Source organism: Aeromicrobium sp. SORGH_AS_0981 (assembly GCF_031453195.1).
In the GTDB taxonomy this organism is placed as follows: Bacteria; Actinomycetota; Actinomycetes; order Propionibacteriales; family Nocardioidaceae; genus Aeromicrobium.
In genome coordinates, this window is record NZ_JAVIZD010000001.1 from 876,310 (window position 1) to 891,481 (window position 15,172).

Here is a 15,172-nt window from a genome sequence, read left to right on the forward strand (position 1 = left end):
AGAGTGACCCCATGACCGGATCCGGCGACGAGCCCATCCTGCTCGGCGAGCGCTACGAGCTCGGCGGGCTGCTCGGTCGCGGAGGCATGGCCGACGTCCGCGTCGCGCGCGACCTGCGCCTCGGCCGCACCGTGGCCATCAAGCAGCTGCGCGCCGACCTGTCCTCCGACGACACCTTCCAGGCCCGCTTCCGCCGCGAGGCGCAGTCGGCCGCCGCCCTGAACCACCCCGCCATCGTCGCCGTCTACGACACCGGCGAGTCGACCGACAAGCACGGCAACCACATCCCGTACATCGTCATGGAGTACGTGGAGGGCCAGACGCTGCGCGAGATCATGCGCGACGACCGCAAGATCCTGCCCGAGCGCGCCCTGTCGATCACGGCCGACGTGCTCAGCGCGCTCGACTACTCGCACCGCTCCGGCATCATCCACCGCGACATCAAGCCCGCCAACGTCATGCTGACGCCGTCGGGCCAGGTCAAGGTCATGGACTTCGGCATCGCGCGCGCGATCGCCGACTCCTCCAGCGCGATGACGCAGACGGCCGCGGTGATCGGCACCGCCCAGTACCTGTCGCCCGAGCAGGCGCGCGGCGAGACCGTCGACGCCCGCTCCGACATCTACTCCACCGGCTGCCTGCTCTACGAGCTGCTCACCGGCCGTCCGCCGTTCGTCGGCGACAGCCCGGTGTCGGTCGCGTACCAGCACGTCCGCGAGGACGCCCGCCCGCCGTCGCAGCTCAACCCGGAGGTGACGCAGGCGGTCGACCACATCGTCGCGAAGTCGCTCGCGAAGCGCACCGACGACCGCTACCAGTCGGCCGCCGACATGCGCAAGGACCTCGAGCGGGCCATCGCCGGCCAGCAGGTCGAGGCCCCGACGGCCGCGACATCGGTCGTGCCGGCCGCCACCGCCGTCGCCCCGGCCGTCGCTGCCACCGCGGCCACCGGCACGCAGCCCGCCGTCGAGGACGAGGAGGAGCGCAAGAACCGCAAGCCCCTGTACTGGGCGCTCGCGATCCTGCTGCTCCTGCTGCTCGCCGGCATCGGCATCTACGCCTACAACCAGGCCAACCAGCCCCCGCCGGCGCCCGCCCAGGTCGAGGTACCCGACGTCACCGGCCAGGACGCCGTCGCCGCGCAGCGCACGCTCGAGCGCGACGGGTTCACCGTGCAGACGCAGGAGCGCGCCGACGGCGACGTCGAGGAGGGCAACGTCGTCTCCCAGGACCCCGAGGGCGGCACCGAGGTCGACAAGGGGACCGAGGTGACGCTCGTCGTCTCCACCGGGCCGGCGCAGGTCCAGGTGCCCAACGTCGTCGGCTACACCTTCGACGAGGCGAGGGCCGCGCTCGAGGGGCAGGGGCTGAAGGTCAAGCGCGAGGAACGCGCGTCCGACCAGAGCCGCAACTCCGTCATCAACACCAACCCTGCGGCCGGGGTCAGCGTCGACGCCGGCACGACCGTGACCGTCATCGTGTCGCAGGGCGAGGTGCAGGTGCCCAACCTCGTCGGCATGACGCAGGAGGAGGCGGAGAAGACGCTGCAGGAGGCCGACCTCGAGGTCTCGGTCACCGAGGACCCGGCCGCCACCGCACCGAAGGGCCAGGTCACCAACCAGGGCACGCCGGCGGGCACGTCGGTGCCGCCGGGCACCACCATCGAGATCACGGTGTCGAGCAACGAGGGCGACGACCAGGGCGGCGACCAGGCCGACGGCAACGGCGACGCCCCCGCGGACGGCAACGTCGACGGCGGCGCCGACCTCGACATCACCCCCGGGCAGTAGCCGGGCTCTCCTGGCCGGCGGCGACGGCGGTCAGGAGAGCGCCGACGCGTACCGCAGGACGGTCGCGCCGCCGTAGGGCGCGACGACCAGGTCGTCGCTGGTCGCGACCTTCAGGCCGAGCCGGAACTTCGTCACGTAGCGCTCGAAGTTGGCCACCTCGGGGGACGAGCCGAGCGAGTAGGTCATGCCAGGCACGTCGCCGACCGCCTCGATGACGTACGGCGGCGAGAAGGGCCGCCCGTCGATGATGACGTTGGAGCCGACGCACACGATCGCCGTCGTCGACACGAGCCGCTGACCCTGCAGGCTGACCGCCTCGGCGCCCCCGGCCCAGAGGGCGTTGACGAACGCCTGCAGGTCCTGCTGGTGCACGACGAGGTAGTTGGGGTCGATCCCGGCCGAGTCGGCGTCGCGCGGGGCGTCGGTCAGCGTGACCCGCATGCCGGGCCCGCGGACGGTGCTGAGCCCGGCCAGGTCGCGCATGGTGCGCAGCCGTCGCACGATCGACTCGACCCCGCTGGCGTCGTCGGCGGCGGCGGTCGCGGCGTCGATCTCGCGCTGCAGGTCGACGACGTCGGCCTGGCGTCGCTCGACCCGACGCTCCCGCTCGCCCACCAGCGACGCGACGTCGCCGCCCGCCGGCCGAAGGTCCTGGCCGTCGGACGTGCGGTGCGCGGCCGCGGCGGTCAGGCCGGCCACCAGGCAGACGCCCAGCACCGCGACGGACCAGGCGCGCGACGACGTCGTCCGCGAGCGTGCACGCGTCCCCGACATGCGAGCACCTCTCCCCACTCCGACACCGTCCGCGACGCCGACTACGCTAGCCCAGAACCCGCAGACGGCACCGAAAGAGATCCCCGTGGCCAAGAACAGCACCCCGAGCACGGTCCGCACGCGCCGAGGCGGCTGGGCGCACCCGCTCGCCCTGCTGCTCCTGGTGGTGGCCGTCGCCTGGGCGGTCGGCGCCTTCTTCACGGTCTCCGACCGCTCGTTCCCCAAGATCGGCGCCATCCCCGGCCTCTTCGACCTCGGCGGCTGGAACTTCGCCATCGCCGCGGTCATCGCGTTCGCCGCGTCGTCGATCGCCTCGCGCACCCGCCCGGAGCCCGAGCCGGGCACGCCCACCGGCAGCCGCTTCGCCGCGCCGCTGATGATCGCGTCGGCCGTCGTCGGGCTGCTGTGGATCGTCGTCTTCTACGTCATCTCCGGCACCGACATCACCATCCCGGTCTACTCCGACCTCGGCGACTGGAACATCGTCATCGGCATGGGCTTCATCGTGGCCGCGTTCGGCTTCGCGATGAAGTGGGAGTGAGCCCTACCGGAAGGTGACCTGGTCGGCGGGCACGTGGCCGTGCTCGTTGTAGGTCAGCAGGCGTGTGCCGCCACGGCCGACGATGAGCGTCGTCACCGACGCGTTCACCACCACCCGGTTGAGCGGGATGAACAACGACGCGTCGCCGGCCAGCAGGTGCGACGCGACCAGCGCGATCGGCCCGCCCGACGTGAACACCGCGACCCGTCTGCCCGACCCCGCCCGCGCGACGGCCTCGTCGAGCGCGCGCAGCACCCGGGCGGAGAACTCCGCGAACGACTCCACCGGTGACGGAGCTCCGCTGACCCACGCCCCGAGGGCGGCGTCGAGGTGCGCCTGGAACTCGCGCGGGTCCGTCGTCGGCGTGACCTTCTCGCCAGCCAGCGCGAGGTGGTCGTACTCGTCCCACCCGGCGTCGAGGTCGTAGAGGTCGCCGTCGACCGCGTCGAGCACCGCGACGGCGGTCTGGGCGTGGCGTCGCAACGAGCCCGCCACCGACCAGTGCGGCCGGAAGTCGGCCGCCTCCCACGCGAGCCCGAGCCAGCCGCCCTGACGGGTGCCGAGGGCGGAGAGCTGGTCGTAGTCGTCGCTGCCGAACGAGGCCTGGCCGTGACGGATCAGATGGATGGCGCCCACCGTCGCAGGCTAGCGGGTGCCGGCCGGTCACGTCGCCGGGCGGACTCGGCCCGCGTCCCCGAGGATGGAAGCACCGACCGAGCGGAGGATGCGGCGCGATGACCGCGATCGAGAACGAGCAGGACCTGGTCGTCCTGCTGGATGACGACGGCACGCCCGCAGGCACGGCACCACGGCTCGACGTGCACGGAGCCGACACGCCGCTGCACCAGGCGTTCTCGGTGCACCTGTTCGACGACGCCGGCCGCGTGCTGCTGACCCGCCGGGCGCTGTCGAAGCGGACCTGGCCCGGCGTCTGGACCAACTCCTGCTGCGGGCACCCGCGCCCCGACGAGCCGATCGCCGACGCCGTGCAGCGCCGCGTGCGCGAGGAGCTCGGCGTCGGGGTGCACGACCTGCGGCTGCTGCTGCCCGACTTCCGCTACCGCGCGGTCGACGCCAGCGGCGTCGTGGAGAACGAGATCTGTCCGGTCTTCGTGGCCCGCGTCGACGGGCCGCTCGCCCCCGACCCTGCCGAGGTCGGCGAGCACACGTGGGTCGCCTGGGCCGACCTCGTGGCCGCCGCCCGCGCCACGCCCGCGGTCTACAGCCCGTGGTCGGTGCTGCAGGTGCCGCAGCTCGACGCCGAGCGTGCCCGGCTCCCCCTCGGCCCCCAGCCCGCGGTCCCGCTCGAGCCGTCGGACGCGGACGCGTCGGTGCACGTCACGCTCGACGCCGTCAGCGACCTGCTGACGGCCGAGCTCGCGTGGGTGGGCACCGTCTGGGACGGCCTGGCGCCTGCGGGCACCCCCGGTCCGCTCGCCGACGACCTGCCCGGCTGGCTGCACACGCTGCTGCAGGGTCGGGGCAAGCGGCTGCGTCCGCAGATGTGCCACTGGGGGTTCGTCGCCGCTGGCGGGTCGCTCGGCACCGCGGCGCACGACGACGTCGTCCGGGTCGCTGCGGCGCTGGAGACCCTGCACCTCTTCGCGCTCGTGCACGACGACGTGATGGACCAGTCGAGCGAGCGTCGCGGGGCGGCGGCCGCGCACGTCGTGGCCGCCGCGCAGCACCGCGGGGCAGCGGCCCACGGCGACGCGACCCGCTTCGGCGAAAACGTCGCGATCCTGCTCGGCGACCTCGCCCACCACGAGGCCGACCGCCTGGTGCACACGCTCCCGCCCGCCCTGCGCGACTTCTGGTACCAGCTCACCCTCGAGCTGATCGCCGGACAGCGCGCCGACCTCACCGGAGCGGCCAGCCGGCGGACCGACCTCGCGCACGTCGAGGCCGTCGCCGCCCTGAAGTCGGGCGCGTACACCGTGGGCCGACCCCTGCAGCTGGGTGCGATCGCCGCCGGCGCCACCGCCGCGCAGCGCGACGTGCTCGAGCGGTTCGGGCTGCACCTCGGCCGCGCGTTCGCCTGGCGCGACGACGTCCTCGGCGTCTGGGGCGACCCCGACGTCACCGGCAAGCCCTCGGGCGACGACCTGCGTGAGGGCAAGGCCACCGTGATCTGGGCTCTCGGCGCCGAACGCCTCACGGGCGAGGCCGCCACCGCGATGGCCCGCGTCGGCACGTCCGACGCGCGTCCTGGCGACGTCGCCCTGCTGCAGCGCGCGCTGGAGGAGTGCGGCGTCCGCCAGGACGTCGAGCAGCGCATCGTCGACGAGACCGAGCGTGCCGCGCGCGCCCTCGTCGGCTCCCCCCTGACCGCGGCCGGCGTCGCCGGGCTGCGCGCGGTCGCCCGCACCGTCTCCTGGAGGTCCGCATGAGTCACGTCGTCGTCGTCGGAGCGGGGCTCGCGGGCCTGGCCGCTGCCTGCCACCTGGTGGGTGATGGGCACCGCGTGACCGTGCTGGAGCGCGAGGACGTGCCCGGCGGCCGGGCCGGCATCCTGCAGCGCGACGGGTTCACGTTCGACACCGGACCGACGGTGCTGACGATGCCCGACCTGATCGACCGGCCGCTGCGCGCGGCAGGGTCGAGCCTGGCCGAGCGGCTCGAGCTCACGCTCCTCGACCCCGCCTACCGCGCGTTCTACGCCGACGGCTCGACGCTGGAGGTGCGGCACGGCCACGAGGCGATGCGGGCGGAGATCCACCGCGAGTGCGGCAGCGTCGACGCCGCCGCGTTCGACGAGTTCGTCACCTGGCTGCGGCGGCTGTACCTCACGGAGATGCCGCACTTCATCGACCGGAACTTCGACCGGCCGACGGACCTGCTGTCGCGGCCCGCTGCGGCGGCCCGGTTGCTCGCGATGGGTGGCTTCGGACGGCTGGGTCCGATGATCCGGCGCCGGTTCGCCGACGAGCGCCTGCACCGCCTGTTCTCGTTCCAGGCGATGTACGCCGGGCTCGCGCCCGACGACGCGCTGGCGCTCTACGCCGTGATCACCTACATGGACTCGATCGAGGGCGTCTACTTCCCGAAGGGCGGCATGCGTGCCGTGCCCCGGGCACTCGCCGACGCGGCCACCGACGCCGGCGCGGAGATCCGCTACGGCACCACCGTGACGGCGCTCGTGCGCGACTCCGGAGGTCGGGTGCGCGGGGTCGCGACGGGCGAGGGCACGGTCGCCGCCGACGCCGTCGTGTGCACCATCGACCTGCCGACCGCGTACACGTGGCTGCTGCCCGACCTGCGCCCGCCGCGTGCGGTGCGCGGCGTGGGTGGGCGGCTGGGCGGCGACTACTCGCCGTCGTGCGTCGTGTGGCACGTGGGCGTCAAGGGCGTGCCGGAGGGCAAGGCGCACCACAACATCCACTTCGGGCAGCAGTGGAACGAGGCCTTCGAGGACCTCATGAAGCGCGGCACGCTGATGCGCGACCCGTCGCGGCTCGTCACCGTCCACTCGCTCGACGACGACGAGGCCGCGCCCGAGGGACACAGCACCCTCTACGTGCTGGAGCCGACCCCGAACCTCGACGTCGGACGTCTGGACTGGAAGGCCGAGCGCGAGCCGATGCGCGAGCGACTGCTGGCGTTCCTGGAGCGGTCGGGCTACCCGACCGACGTGGTCGTCGACGAGCTCGTCAGCCCGCTGGAGTGGCAGGAGCAGGGCATGGCCGCAGGCACCCCGTTCGCGCTGGCGCACACGTTCGCCCAGACGGGCCCGTTCCGTCCGGCCAACGTCGACAAGCGGGTCCCCGGCCTCGTCTTCGCCGGCTCGGGCACCGTCCCCGGCGTCGGCGTCCCGATGGTGCTCCCGTCGGGCCGTCTCGCGGCGGAGCGCGTCAACCAGCTCGTCCGCTGACCACCCCTCCCCCTCCCCTCCCCCCCCCCCGCGTTTTGTGGAGTTGGTGACGGTTCTCGGTGCAGAAATCGTCACCAACTCCACAAAACGCGGGGAGGGCTAGGGGAGGAGGGTGGCGCGGGCGAGCTCGCGGCGGCCCGACCAGGGCATCTGGCGGAACATCGACCACATGGCGGCGGCGACGTCGGCGAGGTCGCCGTCGCGCGACATGTAGGCGCGCTGCAGGTGGGCGGGGAGGTGGCCGAAGCCGTCGAAGAGGGCGAGCGTGCCGTCGACGTCGAGGCGCAGCACCGCACGCAGGCCCGCCTCGCGCAGCGCGTCGGCCGGCGCCAGGGCGTCGACCCGACGCGGCACCTGTCCGGCAGCCAGCTCGTCGGCCAGCGCACGGGACCGACGCAGCGCGTGCGCCACCGAGTAGCCCGTGACGACGTGCCCGCCGCGTCCGGCGACCCCGTGCGCCAGGGTCCCGTCGACCGGCGGACGACCTCGACCGCGCATCGGGATGTGCACCGCCTCGCGGTGCAGGGGAGTGTCGACGGCCGACGGGTCGACGCCGCGCGCCGCGAGCCGGCGGCGCAGCCGCGCCTTCAGCTCCTCGACGGGCAGGGGCGGAACGGCGGCGAGGCAGGTCTCCTCCAGCAGGACGGTCCCGTCCCCCAGGGGGATCGCGTAGAGGAACGACGGACGCAGACCTGCGGTCCCCGCCCCGACCTGGTCCGTCCGCCAGTCCGTCCGCCAGTCCATCAGCAGCGCCTCCGCGTCCTGCAGCGCCGGGGCCGCGACGTCGGCGGGCACGACCACGCCGAACGCGGTCTGCGCGGGGGCGGGATCGTCGGGACGCAGGCCCTGCGTGCGGGCGCCGCGCGCGTCGACCACGACCCGCGCCGACGACGTCAGCGCTGCGACCTCGGCGTCGTCGAGCCGGGCGCGGCGCACCTCGACGTCGTCCAGCGGCAGGGCACCCTGCAGCGCGGGGTTGTCGAGCACGACGTACGGACGCGCGAGGCGGTGCACGCCGACGGCCCGGACCTCCGGCGCCGCCAGACGGGACCGGACCACCGTCGGGGACAGCTCGGCGAGCTCGTCCTCCCAGACCCCGTACGTGGGCGTCCAGACGGCGGCGGGACGCGGGTCGACGGCGACGACGCGCAGTCCCCGCGCCGCGCACGCCGACGCCAGCGAGCGTCCCGCGGGCCCGAGACCCACGACGGCCACGTCGACCCGTCCGCCGCTCACGTCCGCCCGCGATCCACGGGACCCATCGTGGCACGGCCGCTCGCCCTAGGCTGGGTGTCACCATGGCCCGACCCCTGCACCCCGACCCGCGGCTCGCGGCCGGCTACGCCCGGTGCGCCGAGCTCACGCGGGCGCACGGCACCACCTACTACTGGGGCGCCCGGCTGCTGCCCCGCGAGCAGCGGATCGACGTGTACACCGTGTACGCCCTCTGCCGGCTGGCCGACGACATCGTCGACGAGCCCGAGCGCGTCGACCCCGCGGTGCCCGGGCACGACGAGACCGACCCGGCCGCCCGCCTGCGTCGCTTCGAGCAGCACTTCTGGGACAGCATCGCGGCGGGCGGGTCCGACGAGCCGGTCATGGCGGCCGTCGTCGACAGCCTCCAGCGCAGGGGCACCGACCCCGAGTGCTTCGACCGGTTCTTCCGGGCGATGGAGCTCGACCTGACGCGCACCACCTGGGCCACCTGGGAGGAGCTGCGCGACGGCTACATGGAGGGCTCCGCCGCCGTGATCGGGGAGATGATGCTGCCCGTCCTGCAGCCGCTCACGCCCGCGGCGAAGGAGCCAGCGCGCGCGCTCGGCCACGCGTTCCAGCTCACCAACTTCCTGCGCGACGTCGGCGAGGACCTCGACCGCGGTCGCGTGTACCTGCCGCAGGAGGACCTCGCCCGCTACGGCGTCGACCCGGCCGAACGTCGTGTGACGCCGGCGTGGCGCTCGATGATGGCCGAGCAGGTCGAGCGCAACCGGGCGCTCTACCGTCAGGCGGCACCGGGCGTCGCCATGCTGCCGCCACCGGGTGCGCGCTGCGTCGCCACCGCCCTGCGGATGTACGCCCGCATCCTCGACCTGGTCGAGGCCGCCGACTACGACGTCTTCTCGGGCCGCCACCGGGTGAGGCCGCGCACGAAGGTCGCGATCCTGGCCGACGTGCTCGTGCGGGGTCCCCGCCGCGGGCTGCCGCCGTCGGGTCCACCGTCACCGAGGGCGAGCCTGGCCCCGCGCAACCAGTAGCCCGCGACGAGGTGGTCCCACCCCAGCTCGGGCTCGGCCACCAGACGCGGCTCGAGGGCGAGCAGCCGGAGGAGCAGCGCGTCGGTCTCGAGCAGGGCCAGAGGCTGGCCGGGGCACTTGTGCTCGCCGTCGCCGAACGCCAGCACGGGCTCGCCCACGCCGGCGGGCAGCGTCCGCCCGGGGCAGAGGTCGAGCGGCGCTGCGCCGACGGCCTCGGGGTCGGCGTTCGTGGACCGCACGCACACGTCGACCAGGTCGCCCGGCTGGATCGTCCAGGACTGGTCGCCGTCACTGACGTCGATGGGCCGCTGCGCGCGCCGGTAGAGGTGCCCGACCACCGGCTCCAGACGGATGACCTCGCCGAGGATCGCCAGCCGCTCGGGCTCCGACGCGACGAGGTACCGCGCGCGCAGCGCGTCGTCGTCGAGCAGGTGCAGTGCCGCCATGACCACGAACTCGCGCGTCGTCACCATGCCCGCGGTGCCGTAGGTGACGCACTCGACGAGGATGCTGGCCGTCGAGTACCCCTCGGCGAGCAGGTGGCTGACGATGTCGTCGCGCGGCTCGCGCCGACGTGCCCGGACCGCGGGGCGGACGTCGGCCAGGAAGAGCCGCCCGACGGGGACGAGCCCGTTGACGGCGGCCTGCATCCACTGCCGTCGGGTGCGGCCGAGGTCGCGGCGGGTGACGTCGAAGGGCGGCTGGCTGAACATGGCCTCGAGCCGCCGGGCCATGCGCGGCACGGACGACTCGGTCAGTCCGACCACCTCGGCCGTGACCTCGACGGTGTAGAGCAGGGCCAGCTCGTCGAGCGTGCAGCCGCCCGCCGCGACCGCCTCCGCGAGCAGACGGTCGGCGGTGGCGTGCATGAGGTCGGTGTAGCGGTCCGCGACGACGGTGGGCGCGAGGAAGCGCGCGACCTTGCGTCGCTGCTCGTCGTGCTGCGGACCGTCGGACACGAGGATCGGGTGGTGCTCGAGGTAGCCCTGCGGGATGGCCTCGGCGGTGAACCCCGCCTGCGTGGTGGCGTGCCGCGCACGCAGCACCTGGCGCGCGGCCTCGAGCGAGCGCAGCCGCCACACGGTGCTGACGCCGGGCCTGCCCCCGCCGTCGACGCGCTCGACGCGGGGTGCGTCCGGCTCGTCCTCCACGACGGCACGCCGCCGGCCCTGCCCGGTCGGGCTCACGACGGTCGCCGACCGCGACCGGGGAGCCGGTGCGCGAGACCCTGCAGGGGCACCGTCCACACGTCCTCGCCGCGCACGCCCCAGCCCTCCAGCAGACGGTTCGCCGCGAGGACGCCGGTCGTCGCGGCGCGCTCCATGAGGGCGATCGGCCAGTCGACGCGCAGCCCGTCGCCGGCCAGCACCAGCCCGGGGTACGGGGTCTCGACGGTGAGCCGGTCGCGCCACAGCCCGGTGCCGACGAGCCCGCAGTCGTCCTCGACGAGCAGCTCCTCGTGCACGACGCCGAGGTCGCGCGTCCTCCGGGTAGACCTCGTGCAGCCCGGCGAGCAGCCGTGCGCGCAGCCGCTCGACGTCGATCCCGTGGGGTCCGTCGCCCGCCAGCTCGGTGTCGCGGGTCGGGTCGGCTGCGTAGGCGTGCAGCTCGACGACCGATCCCCCGTGCTCCGCCGTCCACCGTGCCGCGCCCGCCTCGAAGCGCTCGAGGACGGTGACGTTGTCGAGCAGGTCGTAGCCGCTGGTCCCGAGGAACGCCTCCCGCTCGGGCGCGACCCGCCCGTCGAGCCACACGCGCAGCACCCCGAAGGGTGGCGCGTTGCGGCCCGCCGCGACCCTGCGGTGCCAGGCGGTGCGCTCGTCGTCCCCCGCCGGCAGGGACGAGACGAGCGCACGGGTGGTCCGCGGGTCGGTGGCGACGACGACCGCGTCGGCCGTGAGCGACCCGCCCGCGCCGTCGACCCGCCAGCCGTCTCCCTCGGGCTGCAGGCCCTGCACGACGGTCCCGAGCCGCACGTCGGCGCCGAGCCCCTCGAGGTAGCGGCCGAGCGGCGCCCACAGGACGGTGTCGTAGTCGTCGTCGGGGACGTCGAACATCAGCCCCTCGGAGCTGCCCGTGAAGTACGTGTGGAACATGCCCACCAGCTCGCCGGCCCCGAACTCGCTCGGGTGGGCGAAGAACGACCGCGCGAACACCTCCAGCGCCAGGTGGCGGGCACCCTCCGGGAAGTTCAGCCGGTCGAGGAAGTCCTGGGCCGACTCGCCGTCGTAGCGCTCATGGCTGGCGGGGTAGTTGGCGGCGACGAGCTCGAGCGCGCTCGGCACGTGCACCGACGGCAGCGCCGCGACCGGGAACGTCGGGCTGCGCAGCACGAAGGCGAGCAGGTTGAGCGGCGGCGTCGTGGGGAGCGCGGCGAAGGAGTCGGTGAGCCCGTCGCCCCGCCGCAGCGGGTAGTCGGGCACCGGCACGAGGTGCGCCAGCGTCGGGTCGACGCGGCGCAGCAGGGAGCGCAGCGTGTAGTACTGCCGGAAGAACGCGTGGAACCCGCGGCTCATCGTGCGCCCTCCCCCGGCGGCGCCCGTGTCGTCGAGCGGCCACGACCGCACGCGTCCACCGAGCTGCTCGCACGCCTCCAGGAGCGTCACCCGCACCCCGCGCTCGGCCAGCACGACCGCAGCCCCGAGACCGGCGATCCCGCCGCCGACCACGACGACGTGCCGCGGCTCCGCCAGCCGGGCGCTCCCCGGCGCGGCCGCGTGCAGGACGGCGTGGCGGTCACGCCCCGGCGGGATGCGTCGGACCATGCGTCAGAGGGGCTTGCGGGCGAGGACGGTGTGCAGGATGCCGTGCTGCCAGCCGCCGGCGGTCGACCAGGTGACGTCGGTCAGCCCGGCCCGCTCGAGCCGGGCCTGCAGCTCCGCGGTGGAGTCGTTCTCGAGCACGCTGCGCCAGAGGTAGCGGTAGATTGAGGGGTTGCCGCGCACCGCGACGGACAGCGGAGTGACCACGCCCCAGCAGACGGCGCTCCACACCGCCTGCGCCGCCGCGGAGCCCTTCACGTGGTAGTCCTGCAGGGCGATCCAGCCGCCCGGACGGACCTGGTCGGCGATCGCCGCGACCGTGGCGTCGCGCTGGTCGACCGGCACGTTGCGCAGCAGGTAGGCGCCGAGCGCGCCGTCGGCGGGGCCGTCGAGGTGCAGGCGCGCGACGTCGGGCAGGTCCTGCGCGAGGGCCTGGACGAAGCTGACGCCGTCGGGCCAGGTCTTCTCCTGCGCCTCGGCGAGCATGCCAGCGGAGGCGTCGAGCCCGACGATGCGGGCCTCGCGGCCGGCCGCCTCGACGAGGGCCTGCGTGGAGAGCCCGGAGCCGCAGCCCAGGTCCCACAGGGTCGGCCACGTCTCGCGGCGGGGCAGCCGGGCCACGAGCTGGCGCGCCGCGTCGCGCAGGGCGCCGTGGTAGCCAGGGTTCAGGGCGGTGAGCAGGTCGTAGCGTGGGGCTGCGCGGTCGAACTCGTCCGCGAGCCGGGTCCCAGGTGTCCGCACGTCAGCAGCCTACGGGCGAACCAGCCGGGCCGCCGGGCCCGGCAACGGGACGGGGCCCGACTCCCCCGAGGAGAGCCGGGCCCCGTGACCGGAGGGATGCCGTGATCAGCTGGCCGGCGGCATGAGCACCGAGTCGATCAGGTACACCGTGGCGTTGGCGGTCTTGACGCCACCGCAGATGACGGCGGCGTTGCCGTTCACCTTGATGTCGTCGCCGGAGCCGGTGACCTCGAGGTCGGCGCCGTTGACCGTCTTGTGCGTGCCGTCGATCTCGTCGGGCGCGATCTGGCCGGGGATGACGTGGTAGGTCAGGACCGACTCGAGGGTCTTGGCGCCCTCGGGGGTCTTGAGCGTCGCGACCGTGTCGGCCGGCAGCTTGGCGAACGCGTCGTCGACCGGCGCGAACACCGTGAACTCGCCACCGTTGAGGGTGTCGACGAGGTCCACGTCGGGGTTGAGCTGGCCCGAGACGGCCTGGACGAGCGTCTTCAGCAGCGGGTTGTTGCTGGCGGCGGTGGCGACCGGGTCCTGGGCCATGCCCTCGACCGAGCCGGCGCCGTCCGGGACGGCCTTGGCGTAGTCGGCGCAGCCCGGGCCGACGAGGTCGGAACCGGCGTCGGACGCAGCCTCCGACGACGGGGTCGAGGAGGACTCGCTGTCGGACGAGGCGCTGTCGTCGCTGGACGAGCCGCAGGCCGCGGTGAACAGGGACAGCGAGGCCACGGCTGCGATCGCGAGGCTCTTGCTCTTGGTGGTCGTGCGCATGTTTCTTCTCCTTGGTTGGGTGTTTCGTCCTGCTACTCGACGCGGAATCTGACGTTGTGCCAGCCGGTCGACCCGTCCGGTGCGATGGGCACACGGTCGGAGGTCTGTGTGGTGCCGTCGGCGTCGGTCGCCCGGACGGTCACCTGGTGGGTGCCCTCGGTGGCGTCCTCCCAGGTCCAGGACCACTGACGCCACGTGTTGACGTTGTCCTGGGCGGCGAGGTCGACGTCCTGCCAGTCACCGTCGTCGATCTTCACCTCGACGCGCTCGATGCCGACGGACTGGGCCCAGGCGACGCCGCCGATGCGGACGTTGTCGCGCGGGAGGGCCTCGAACGCCTTCGGGACGTCGATGCGGGAGGAGAGCTTGATGGGTGCCTCGGCGTCGTAGCCGCGGGTCGTCCAGTAGGCCTTGAAGTCCGAGAACTTCGTGACCTCGATGTCGACCAGCCACTTGGTGGCGGAGACGTAGCCGTAGAGACCGGGGACGACCATCCGCACCGGGAAGCCGTGCTCCAGCGGGAGCGGCTCGCCGTTCATGCCGACGGCGATGAGCGCACCGCGCTCGGTGTCGGTGAGCGCCTCCAGGGGCGTGCCGATGGTCATGTCGTCGGCGCTGGTGGTCTTGACCGCGTCGGCACCGTCCTTCACGCCGGCCCGGGCGAGCAGCTCGGCCACGGGGACGCCGAGCCACGCGGCGTTGCCGACGTAGGGCCCGCCGACCTCGTTGGAGACGCAGGTCAGGGTGATGCGGCTCTCGACGAGGCGCTCCTTGAGCAGGTCCTCGAAGGAGAGGTTGAGCTCCCTCTCGACCATGCCGTGGATGCGCAGGTTGAACGTGTCGGCCGGGACCTGCGGGACGCGCAGGGCGGTGTCGATGCGGTAGAAGTCGCGGTTCGGCGTGATGTAGGGGCTGACGCCCTTCACGTCGGCCTGGGCGCCCGCCGGGACGGCCGGGGCCGGGGTCGCGGGCTGGGGCAGCATGACGTCGGCCCGGGAGTCCTTGGCCGCCGACGAGCCGAGGAAGCGGGTGACGCCACCGCCGATGGCCATGGCGGCGCTGGCGATCAGCACGGCCTGCAGGAACGCGCGGCGGTCGAAGCCGGCGGGGGTCTCGTCGCCGACCTTGCGGGACAGCTCGAGGGCCTTGAGCAGACGGGCCAGCAGCAGCAGGCTCACGGCCAGCGTGACGAGCGAGGGGATGACGGTGACGACGACGTTGGCGGTCGACGTCCGGTCGAGTGCGGCGGTGACGAGGGCGGCCAGGCCCAGCAGGGCGGTGATGCCGAGGGCGAGCCGCGGCCGTCGCAGGCCCAACCAACCGGCGACGGCCGCGGCGACCAGGAGGGTCGCGGCGACGCTGCCGATGAGCACGGGCTTGTCGTTCGTCCCGAACTGCTCGATGGCGAACTCCTTGAGCGGCCTCGGGACGAGGTCGATCACCCGGTTGCCGACCGACTCGATCGGGGTGGGCACACCGAGCAGCGTCGCGACACCCGATCCGAGGGCGACGCCCGCGACCGCGGCGAGCAGACCCGACAGTGCGCCGGTCCACCACGGGGCGGTGGCCCGGGTGGCGGGTGCTGCGGTGGTCGTCTCGCTCATGCCCCTGATTCGGGGCCCGTCGCCGTCTGGATGGGTGCTCACGGAAAAAATTGTTCAAGGGGTCTGCGG

At 73.8% G+C, this 15,172-nt stretch carries 10 protein-coding genes and 3 pseudogenes; 6 read left to right on the forward strand and 7 right to left on the reverse strand.

Annotation, left to right across the window (positions count from 1 at the left end; translation table 11 throughout):
- Positions 1–11 precede the first annotated feature (11 nt).
- Positions 12–1,790, forward strand: a complete 1,779-nt coding sequence (gene pknB, locus QE370_RS04515; protein ID WP_309633589.1) for a Stk1 family PASTA domain-containing Ser/Thr kinase — start codon at positions 12–14, stop codon at positions 1,788–1,790.
- Positions 1,791–1,820: 30 nt separating this feature from the next.
- Here the strand turns inward: pknB and QE370_RS04520 are convergent, their stop codons facing one another.
- Positions 1,821–2,564, reverse strand: a complete 744-nt coding sequence (locus QE370_RS04520; protein ID WP_309633590.1) for a DUF881 domain-containing protein — start codon at positions 2,562–2,564, stop codon at positions 1,821–1,823.
- A gap of 85 nt (positions 2,565–2,649) precedes the next feature.
- On the opposite strand from QE370_RS04520, the gene QE370_RS04525 reads away from it, so the two are divergent.
- On the forward strand, positions 2,650–3,105 hold the full coding sequence (locus QE370_RS04525; RefSeq protein ID WP_253021478.1) for a cell division protein CrgA: 456 nt from the start codon (positions 2,650–2,652) through the stop codon (positions 3,103–3,105).
- Positions 3,106–3,108: 3 nt separating this feature from the next.
- On the opposite strand, the gene QE370_RS04530 is transcribed toward QE370_RS04525, so the two are convergent.
- Positions 3,109–3,741: a histidine phosphatase family protein gene (locus tag QE370_RS04530; protein WP_309633591.1), complete on the reverse strand. Its 633-nt coding sequence runs from the start codon at positions 3,739–3,741 to the stop codon at positions 3,109–3,111.
- A gap of 98 nt (positions 3,742–3,839) precedes the next feature.
- Between QE370_RS04530 and idi the strand changes: the two are divergent.
- The 3 genes and pseudogenes from idi to crtI all read left to right on the forward strand — a co-directional run.
- Positions 3,840–4,370 (forward strand): annotated as a pseudogene (gene idi, locus QE370_RS04535) (isopentenyl-diphosphate Delta-isomerase); the annotation flags it as partial.
- Positions 4,371–4,574: 204 nt separating this feature from the next.
- A pseudogene (locus QE370_RS04540) lies at positions 4,575–5,495 on the forward strand (polyprenyl synthetase family protein); the annotation flags it as partial.
- Positions 5,492–6,976, forward strand: a complete 1,485-nt coding sequence (gene crtI / locus QE370_RS04545; RefSeq protein WP_309633592.1) for a phytoene desaturase family protein — start codon at positions 5,492–5,494, stop codon at positions 6,974–6,976. The pseudogene QE370_RS04540 and the gene crtI, both read left to right, overlap by 4 nt.
- A gap of 99 nt (positions 6,977–7,075) precedes the next feature.
- On the opposite strand, the gene QE370_RS04550 is transcribed toward crtI, so the two are convergent.
- The gene (locus QE370_RS04550) at positions 7,076–8,212 is read right to left on the reverse strand and encodes a lycopene cyclase family protein (protein ID WP_309633593.1); all 1,137 of its coding nucleotides are present in this window, start codon (positions 8,210–8,212) and stop codon (positions 7,076–7,078) included.
- A gap of 62 nt (positions 8,213–8,274) precedes the next feature.
- Here QE370_RS04550 and QE370_RS04555 point away from each other — a divergent pair, with 62 nt between their 5' ends.
- Positions 8,275–9,231 (forward strand): phytoene/squalene synthase family protein, encoded by a 957-nt coding sequence (locus QE370_RS04555; RefSeq protein ID WP_309633594.1) that lies wholly within the window; start codon positions 8,275–8,277, stop codon positions 9,229–9,231.
- A gap of 71 nt (positions 9,232–9,302) precedes the next feature.
- Here QE370_RS04555 and QE370_RS04560 read toward each other — a convergent pair.
- The 4 genes and pseudogenes from QE370_RS04560 to QE370_RS04575 all read right to left on the reverse strand — a co-directional run.
- Positions 9,303–11,996: pseudogene (locus tag QE370_RS04560) on the reverse strand (FAD-dependent oxidoreductase); the annotation flags it as partial.
- Positions 11,997–11,999: 3 nt separating this feature from the next.
- The gene (locus tag QE370_RS04565; RefSeq protein ID WP_253021490.1) at positions 12,000–12,734 is read right to left on the reverse strand and encodes a methyltransferase domain-containing protein; all 735 of its coding nucleotides are present in this window, start codon (positions 12,732–12,734) and stop codon (positions 12,000–12,002) included.
- Positions 12,735–12,839: 105 nt separating this feature from the next.
- On the reverse strand, positions 12,840–13,499 hold the full coding sequence (locus QE370_RS04570; RefSeq protein WP_253021492.1) for a fasciclin domain-containing protein: 660 nt from the start codon (positions 13,497–13,499) through the stop codon (positions 12,840–12,842).
- Positions 13,500–13,531: 32 nt separating this feature from the next.
- Positions 13,532–15,103 carry a molybdopterin-dependent oxidoreductase gene (locus tag QE370_RS04575; protein WP_309633595.1) on the reverse strand — a complete coding sequence of 524 codons (1,572 nt, stop codon included), beginning with the start codon at positions 15,101–15,103 and terminating at the stop codon, positions 13,532–13,534.
- Positions 15,104–15,172: the final 69 nt, after the last annotated feature.